Here is a 6,857-nt window from a genome sequence, read left to right on the forward strand (position 1 = left end):
CGCGTCACCCTGGCGGCTTGCCGCTGTCTGATTTGCCGGCAGATATGGCCGCATAACAGGTAGGAACATTCGGATAGGGCCTCGCAGCAATTTCTGCCCGACGACCCCGGGGGCTAGACTGCCGGCCGAAGGGCCGAACCGGTCGCAAAGCCGGACGCCCAGCGCTGTTCATGCCGGCGCTCGGCTCTTATCATTGACCTCTTTTGGCTAGCTTGCCTCAGCGCGCGGAGTGATGGACAGATGATCAAGGTCGGCATCGTTGGCGGTACGGGTTATACGGGCGTGGAACTGCTGCGCCTGCTGGCGCAGCATCCTCAGGCCCGGGTGGAAGTGATCACTTCGCGTTCCGAGGCGGGGGTGAAGGTCGCCGACATGTACCCGAACCTGCGAGGTCATTATGACGACCTGCAGTTCAGCGTGCCGGACGCGCAGCGCCTCGGCGCCTGCGACGTGGTGTTCTTCGCCACGCCGCACGGCGTGGCGCACGCGCTGGCTGGCGAACTGCTGGACGCTGGGACCCGGGTCATCGATCTGTCCGCTGACTTCCGCCTGGCGGACGCCGAGGAGTGGGCGCGCTGGTACGGACAGCCACATGGCGCTCCGGCGCTGCTCGACGAGGCTGTCTACGGCCTGCCGGAAGTGAACCGCGAGAAGATCCGCCAGGCCCGCCTGATCGCCGTGCCGGGTTGCTACCCGACCGCGACCCAACTGGGCCTGATCCCGCTGCTGGAGGCCGGCCTGGCCGACGCCTCGCGGCTGATCGCCGATTGCAAGTCCGGGGTCAGCGGCGCCGGTCGGGGTGCCAAGGTTGGCTCGCTGTTCTGCGAGGCGGGCGAAAGCATGATGGCCTACGCGGTCAAAGGGCATCGGCATCTCCCGGAAATCAGCCAGGGCCTGCGTCGGGCCTCCGGCGGCGAGGTCGGGCTGACGTTCGTACCGCACCTGACGCCAATGATCCGCGGTATCCATGCAACCCTTTATGCCCATGTCGCGGATCGCTCGGTCGACCTCCAGGCGTTGTTCGAGAAGCGCTACGCCGACGAACCCTTCGTCGACGTGATGCCGGCCGGCAGCCATCCGGAGACCCGCAGCGTGCGTGGCGCCAATGTCTGCCGAATCGCCGTGCATCGCCCCCAGGGCGGCGACCTGGTGGTGGTGCTGTCGGTGATCGACAACCTGGTCAAGGGCGCCTCGGGTCAGGCGCTCCAGAACATGAACATCCTGTTCGGGCTGGATGAGCGCCTGGGCCTCTCGCATGCGGCCCTGCTCCCCTGATGTCCGGCTGGGAACTCCAGTTCCGTGATCCACGGCGGGCCTGGCTGGTCCGCCTCGGGGTGGGTGCGCTGCTGCTGGCGGTTCCGCTGGCGTTTCTCGGCGGTCGCTGGTCGACCGGGGCGGACGCCGCTCGCAGCGAGGCCGATGCGCAACGCCAGGAAACCCTGATCGGCGAGCAGAAGGCCGAGCTGGAGCGCCTGCGTACCGAAATCGAGGTGTTGCGCAGCGGAGAACGCCTCAGCCAGCAGGCCACCGAACAGAGCCGGCAGACCATCAAGCTGCTTGAGGACCAGGTGTTCAAGCAGCAACAGGACATCGCGTTCTACAAGGGGGTAGTCGCGCCGGCCAGCAAGGCGGATGCGCTGGAAATCCGTGCCTTTGAGGTGCAGGGCACGGACGACCCGCAGCGCTTCCGCTATAAGGTGATGCTCAGCCGCCTGGGCAGGGACGACCGCAAGCTGGATGGGCGGCTGAAAGTCCGCATCAGCGGCAAGCTGGCGCGCAAGGACGCTACCTACGACCTCGAACAGCTCTCGCCGGAACTGGGCAAGACAGGGCTGTCGATTTCCCTCCGGCATTTCCAGTCGATCCCAGAAGGGGGGCGTTTCGCCGAGCTGGAGCTGCCGAAGAACTTCATCCCGAAGCTGATCGACGTACGTGCGGAGCTGAATGGCCAGTCCAAACCGCTACAGCGCCGTTTCGATTGGCCGAAGCAGTGAGTGAGCATTATGTGGAGCAAGAACAAAGGCCGGGCTGACGTCCAGCGTTTCACCGGGCAGACTAGCCTGATCGCCAGCGGCGCCGAACTGGTCGGTGACATGAACCTCAAGGGCGCGGTGCAGATCGACGGCACCGTCCGCGGAGCGTTGCAGGCGCACGAAGGGCTGGTGCGGGTCAGCGCCGGCGGTCGAGTCGATGGCGAAATCCGGGCCCCCCATGTGATCATCGACGGTCAGGTGGATGGCGACATCCATGCCATCGAACGCCTGGAGCTGGGGGCCCAGGCCCGGGTGAAGGGCAATCTTCACTATGGGCTGATCGAAACCGCCATGGGGGCCCAGATCGAGGGCCGCCTGTGCCCGATGACCGAGGCCAGTCCGCGCCCGCTGGAACTGCCTGCCAGCGTGGAAACTGTGGATTAGTTGACCATTTTTCTGGGACAAGAGGATAATGGGCGTAATGTTGTAACGCACGGCCTCAAGCCGGGAGATTCGGAAACATGAGCATCGAGACCTTCACCCCTACGCCCCTGCTCTTTACCCCAGGCGCAGCCAACAAGGTGAAGACGTTGATTGACGAAGAGGGCAATCCTCGCCTGAAACTGCGTGTATTCGTCACCGGCGGCGGTTGCTCGGGCTTCCAGTATGGCTTCACCTTCGACGAAGATATCGCCGATGACGATACCGTGATCGAGCGCGATGGCGTGGGCCTGGTGGTGGACCCGATGAGCTTCCAGTACCTGGCGGGCTCGGAAGTCGACTACCAGGAAGGCCTGGAAGGTTCGAGGTTCGTCATCAAGAACCCGAACGCCGCCACGACTTGCGGTTGCGGACAGTCGTTCTCGATCTGACGTCGATGGGGCCGCTACGAAAACGCCGCGCTTATATGCGCGGCGTTTTCGTTTCAGGCGGGATACAGCGCGCCCAGAGTTCTGGGACCGAGCGCACCGGTCACATCAGGGCAGTTGCCGGGCAGGCGCTCGAGAAACCGATGGGCTAGCCAGGCGAATGCCATGCCCTCCATCCAGGCAGGGGGAATGCCGTATTCGTCGGTACTGGCGACCCGAGCTTCGGGCATCAGCATGGCCAGGCGCTTCATCAGCGCCGTATTGAAGGCGCCGCCGCCGCATACCAGCACCTCTTCGCAGTCCGGCTGGGCGTCCAGCAGCGATTCGCTGATGCTGCGCGCGCTCAGCTCCAGCAGGGTTGCCTGGATATCCGCTGCCGGTAAGGCAGGTTGACGAGCCAGGTGCTCCTGCAGCCAGGGCAGGTTGAAGCGCTCGCGCCCGGTACTCTTGGGGCCACGCGCGGCGAAGAATTCATCCGCCAGCAGGCTTGCCAGCAGTGCGTGGTTCATCTGGCCGCTGGCGGCCCACGCACCGTCCCGGTCGAAATGTTCACCGCGCTGGTGATGAATCCAGGCGTCCATCAGCACGTTGCCCGGGCCGCAGTCGAAGCCGCGTACCGGCTTTCCGGGACTGAGCAGCGAAACGTTGCTGAAGCCACCGATGTTCAGGACCGCCCTGGAGGCGTCATCATCGCCAAACAGCGCCTGATGGAAGGCCGGTACCAGCGGGGCGCCCTGGCCGCCGGCTGCGACGTCGCGGCGGCGGAAGTCGGCGACGACATCGATGCCGGTCAGCTCCGCCAGCAGGGCGGGGTTGCCGATCTGCACCGTGAAGTGGCGAGCGGGTTCATGCCGGATGGTTTGACCATGACTGCCGATGGCACGGACTTCGTCGGGGCTCATCTGCTGCTGGAGCAGCAGTTCGCGCACGCCCTGTGCTGCAAGGGCGACCCAGCGTTGCTCGACTTCGGCGGCGCGGGCGATTTCATCGGGACCGGGGACGCACAGGGCGAGGATGTCTTCGCGCAGCCCGGCCGGCATGGGTAGGTAATGGGAAGCGAGCAAGGTGGTGCGATCACCTTGCTCGATCAGGACGATGTCCATGCCGTCCAGGCTGGTTCCGGACATCAACCCCAGGTAGCGCGGCACGATCAGCGCTGCTTGTTCAGGGCCAGGAGGGTTTTCTTCTCCTGATCCATGCGCGCGATCATCGGCTGGGTCTGCGCCATGAAGCGCTTGCGATCTGCGCCACCGAGCGGGTCCGCCATGGGCAGCTTGGCGCTCAGCGGATCGACGTGACGGCCATTGATCTGGAACTCGTAGTGCAGGTGCGGGCCGGTGGCCAGGCCCGTCATGCCTACGTAACCGATGATCTGGCCCTGCTTCACGCTGGTACCGGCGCGGATACCCTTGGCGAAGCGGCTCATGTGTCCGTAGATGGTCCGATAGCGCTGGCCGTGCTGGATCACCACGGCGTTGCCGTAGCCCCCCTTGCGTCCGGCTTCGAGGATCTTGCCGTCTCCGGTGGCCTTGATCGGTGTGCCGATGGGGGCAGCGTAGTCGACGCCCTTGTGCGCGCGGATCTTGTTCAGGATCGGGTGGCGGCGGCCCAGGGAGAAGCGCGAGCTGATGCGGGCGAAATCCACCGGCGTACGGATGAATGCCTTGCGCATGCTGGAGCCGTCGGCGCGGTAGTAGCTGGTATTGCCCTGCTTGTTGGTATAGCGCACGGCGGTGTAGGTCTTGCCACGGTTGACGAAGCGGGCGGCGAGGATATTGCCGGTCGCCACTTGCTTGCCGTTGACCTTGTGCTGTTCGTAGATCACGTCGAACTCGTCGCCTTCACGCAGATCGAGGGCGAAGTCGATGTCGTAGCCGAAGATGTTCGACAGCGACGTGACCAGGTTATAGGGCAGGCCGGCGTTACGACCGGCAACGAACAGCGAGCTGGTGATGCGGCCATGGGCATAGGCGGTATGCAGGTCGATCTGGGCCTTCTCGCGTTTGAAGGAGTAGCCCTTGTCGGTCTTGTCCAGGCCGATGGTCTCGAGTTCGCTCTGCTTGACTCGCAGCGCCTGCAGCTCTCCTTTGGGGTCGAGCTTGAGCTTGACCTCCTGGCCGACCTTCAGATGGGTGAAGCGCTTGGCATCCTTGCTGCTGGTCAGCATGTCGTGCATGGCCGAGGTGGAAAGGCCTGCCTTGGTGAATACGGTCGACAGCGTATCGCCACTGGCGACGGTGATGGTCTTCCACTCGGGATCGACGGGCTTGGTGTCGGCATCGGCTACAGATGTGCCCGGTTTGTCCGAGTCTTGCTCGGCGGTGTTGTCGTCGGAGGCGCCTTCTACCTGAGCGAAAGGCGTGCCTTCGTCGCTGGAATTGGTGACCGATTGCGGCAGGAGGTCGTCTTTCTCCTGAAGGAGGCGATCGGTGTTGCTTTCAAGCTCCAGATTGAGCGTGGTCCTCTTGGCCTCGACTTCGCTCGAGGGGAACACCAGTAGTGCCAAACTGAGGAGCGCTGCAACACCGCTGGCGGCCAACAAGTGGCTTTTCGGGTAATACGGCGGCGCTTTCTGATCGGATTGCGTCATGGCGTGATTGGTGTTTTTGGATTGTGAATAAATAACTGCCTAAAATATAACCAAAATCTCCTTGAATCAAGCCAAAAGTCGCGTCTGGCCTGGCTCCGTCCCCCTGACGGTCGGCAAAATTTGTTTTTAGTCTGCGATCTTGTATGGTTGGTTCCCTTTCGATTTTGGCAATTGGGCAGAACCTGTAAATGAAGTCGGTTGAAGAGCAGCTGGCGCTGATCCAGCGCGGTGCAGACGAGATCCTGGTAGAGGCGGAACTGGTGGCCAAGCTGAAGCGTGGCCAGCCCTTGCGGATCAAGGCCGGCTTCGATCCGACCGCTCCCGATCTGCATCTTGGCCATACCGTGCTTATTAATAAGCTGCGCCAGTTCCAGGACCTGGGGCATCAGGTGATCTTCCTCATCGGTGACTTCACTGGGATGATCGGTGACCCCAGTGGGAAAAGTGTTACCCGTCCTCCCCTGACGCGCGAGCAGGTTCTGGAGAATGCGGAGACGTACAAGTCCCAGGTCTTCAAGATCCTCGACCCGGCCAAGACCGAAGTGGCCTTCAATTCCACCTGGATGGACCAGTTGACCCCGGCTGACTTCATTCGTCTTGCCTCTCAATACACCGTTGCGCGGATGCTGGAGCGCGATGACTTTAGCAAGCGCTATGCCAGCAATCAGCCCATCGCTATCCATGAGTTCCTCTATCCGCTGGTCCAGGGCTATGACTCCGTCGCGCTGAAGGCGGACGTCGAGTTGGGTGGCACCGACCAAAAGTTCAACCTGCTGATGGGGCGCGAGCTGCAGCGTGCCTATGGTCAGGAGGCCCAGGTGATCCTGACCATGCCGTTGCTGGAAGGGCTGGATGGCGTGAAGAAGATGTCCAAGTCGCTGGGCAACTATATTGGTATCCAGGAAGCGCCGGGTGTCATGTACAGCAAGCTGGTCTCCATTCCTGACACGCTGATGTGGCGTTACTTCGAACTGCTCAGCTTCCGTTCCCTGGATGAGATCGATAGCTTCCGCAAGGATGTCGAGGCGGGCGCCAACCCGCGCGACATCAAGATCAAGCTGGCCGAAGAGATCGTCGCCCGCTTCCATGGCGAGGAGGCGGCGGCGAGCGCACACAAGTCAGCCGGCAATCGTCTGAAGGAGGGCGAGCTGCCGGAAGACCTGCCGGAGATCGAGTTGTCGTCCCCCGAGGATATGCCTGTTGCCTCTGTCCTTAATAAGGCGGGGTTGGTGAAGAATGCGGCTGCGGCTCGCGATCTCTTGGGTGCCGGCAGCGTCAAGGTGGATGGGCAGGTCGTCGACCGCACCTTCATGCTGGCGCTGGGTGAAACCCGTGTGTTCCAGGCAGGGAAGAAGGCTTTCGCGCGCATCACGCTGAAAGCTGAATAATTCTTTCAAATAAGTGTTGACGCCAGTTTCTATCTCC

Annotated in this window: 7 protein-coding genes; 5 read left to right on the plus strand and 2 right to left on the minus strand. The window is 62.8% G+C overall.

Annotated features, from left to right (window positions below; translation table 11 throughout):
• The first annotated feature begins 240 nt into the window (after positions 1–240).
• The 4 genes from argC to erpA all read left to right on the plus strand — a co-directional run bounded on the left by argC (position 241) and on the right by erpA (position 2,845).
• A complete protein-coding gene (gene argC / locus HMPREF2716_RS05180; protein ID WP_003085247.1) occupies positions 241–1,275 on the plus strand; it encodes an N-acetyl-gamma-glutamyl-phosphate reductase in 1,035 nt (344 codons plus the stop codon).
• Positions 1,275–1,994, plus strand: a complete 720-nt coding sequence (locus HMPREF2716_RS05185) for a DUF6776 family protein (RefSeq protein ID WP_003085249.1) — start codon at positions 1,275–1,277, stop codon at positions 1,992–1,994. The genes argC and HMPREF2716_RS05185 overlap by 1 nt, the downstream gene beginning before the upstream one ends.
• Positions 1,995–2,417 carry a bactofilin family protein gene (locus HMPREF2716_RS05190; RefSeq protein WP_003120826.1) on the plus strand — a complete coding sequence of 141 codons (423 nt, stop codon included), beginning with the start codon at positions 1,995–1,997 and terminating at the stop codon, positions 2,415–2,417. It abuts the gene before it with no gap.
• 77 nt (positions 2,418–2,494) lie between these two features.
• Positions 2,495–2,845: an iron-sulfur cluster insertion protein ErpA gene (gene erpA / locus HMPREF2716_RS05195; RefSeq protein WP_003085254.1), complete on the plus strand. Its 351-nt coding sequence runs from the start codon at positions 2,495–2,497 to the stop codon at positions 2,843–2,845.
• Between the two features lie 53 nt (positions 2,846–2,898).
• Here the strand turns inward: erpA and HMPREF2716_RS05200 are convergent, their stop codons facing one another.
• Both HMPREF2716_RS05200 and HMPREF2716_RS05205 read right to left on the minus strand, forming a co-directional pair.
• A complete protein-coding gene (locus HMPREF2716_RS05200; RefSeq protein WP_023130557.1) occupies positions 2,899–3,990 on the minus strand; it encodes an anhydro-N-acetylmuramic acid kinase in 1,092 nt (363 codons plus the stop codon).
• Between the two features lie 2 nt (positions 3,991–3,992).
• Complete coding sequence (locus HMPREF2716_RS05205) at positions 3,993–5,432, minus strand: peptidoglycan DD-metalloendopeptidase family protein (protein ID WP_003117985.1); 1,440 nt, start codon at positions 5,430–5,432, stop codon at positions 3,993–3,995.
• Between the two features lie 188 nt (positions 5,433–5,620).
• On the opposite strand from HMPREF2716_RS05205, the gene tyrS reads away from it, so the two are divergent.
• Positions 5,621–6,820: a tyrosine--tRNA ligase gene (gene tyrS / locus HMPREF2716_RS05210; protein WP_003113167.1), complete on the plus strand. Its 1,200-nt coding sequence runs from the start codon at positions 5,621–5,623 to the stop codon at positions 6,818–6,820.
• Positions 6,821–6,857: the final 37 nt, after the last annotated feature.

This window comes from Pseudomonas sp. HMSC076A11 (assembly GCF_001810205.1).
In the GTDB taxonomy this organism is placed as follows: Bacteria; Pseudomonadota; Gammaproteobacteria; order Pseudomonadales; family Pseudomonadaceae; genus Pseudomonas; species Pseudomonas aeruginosa.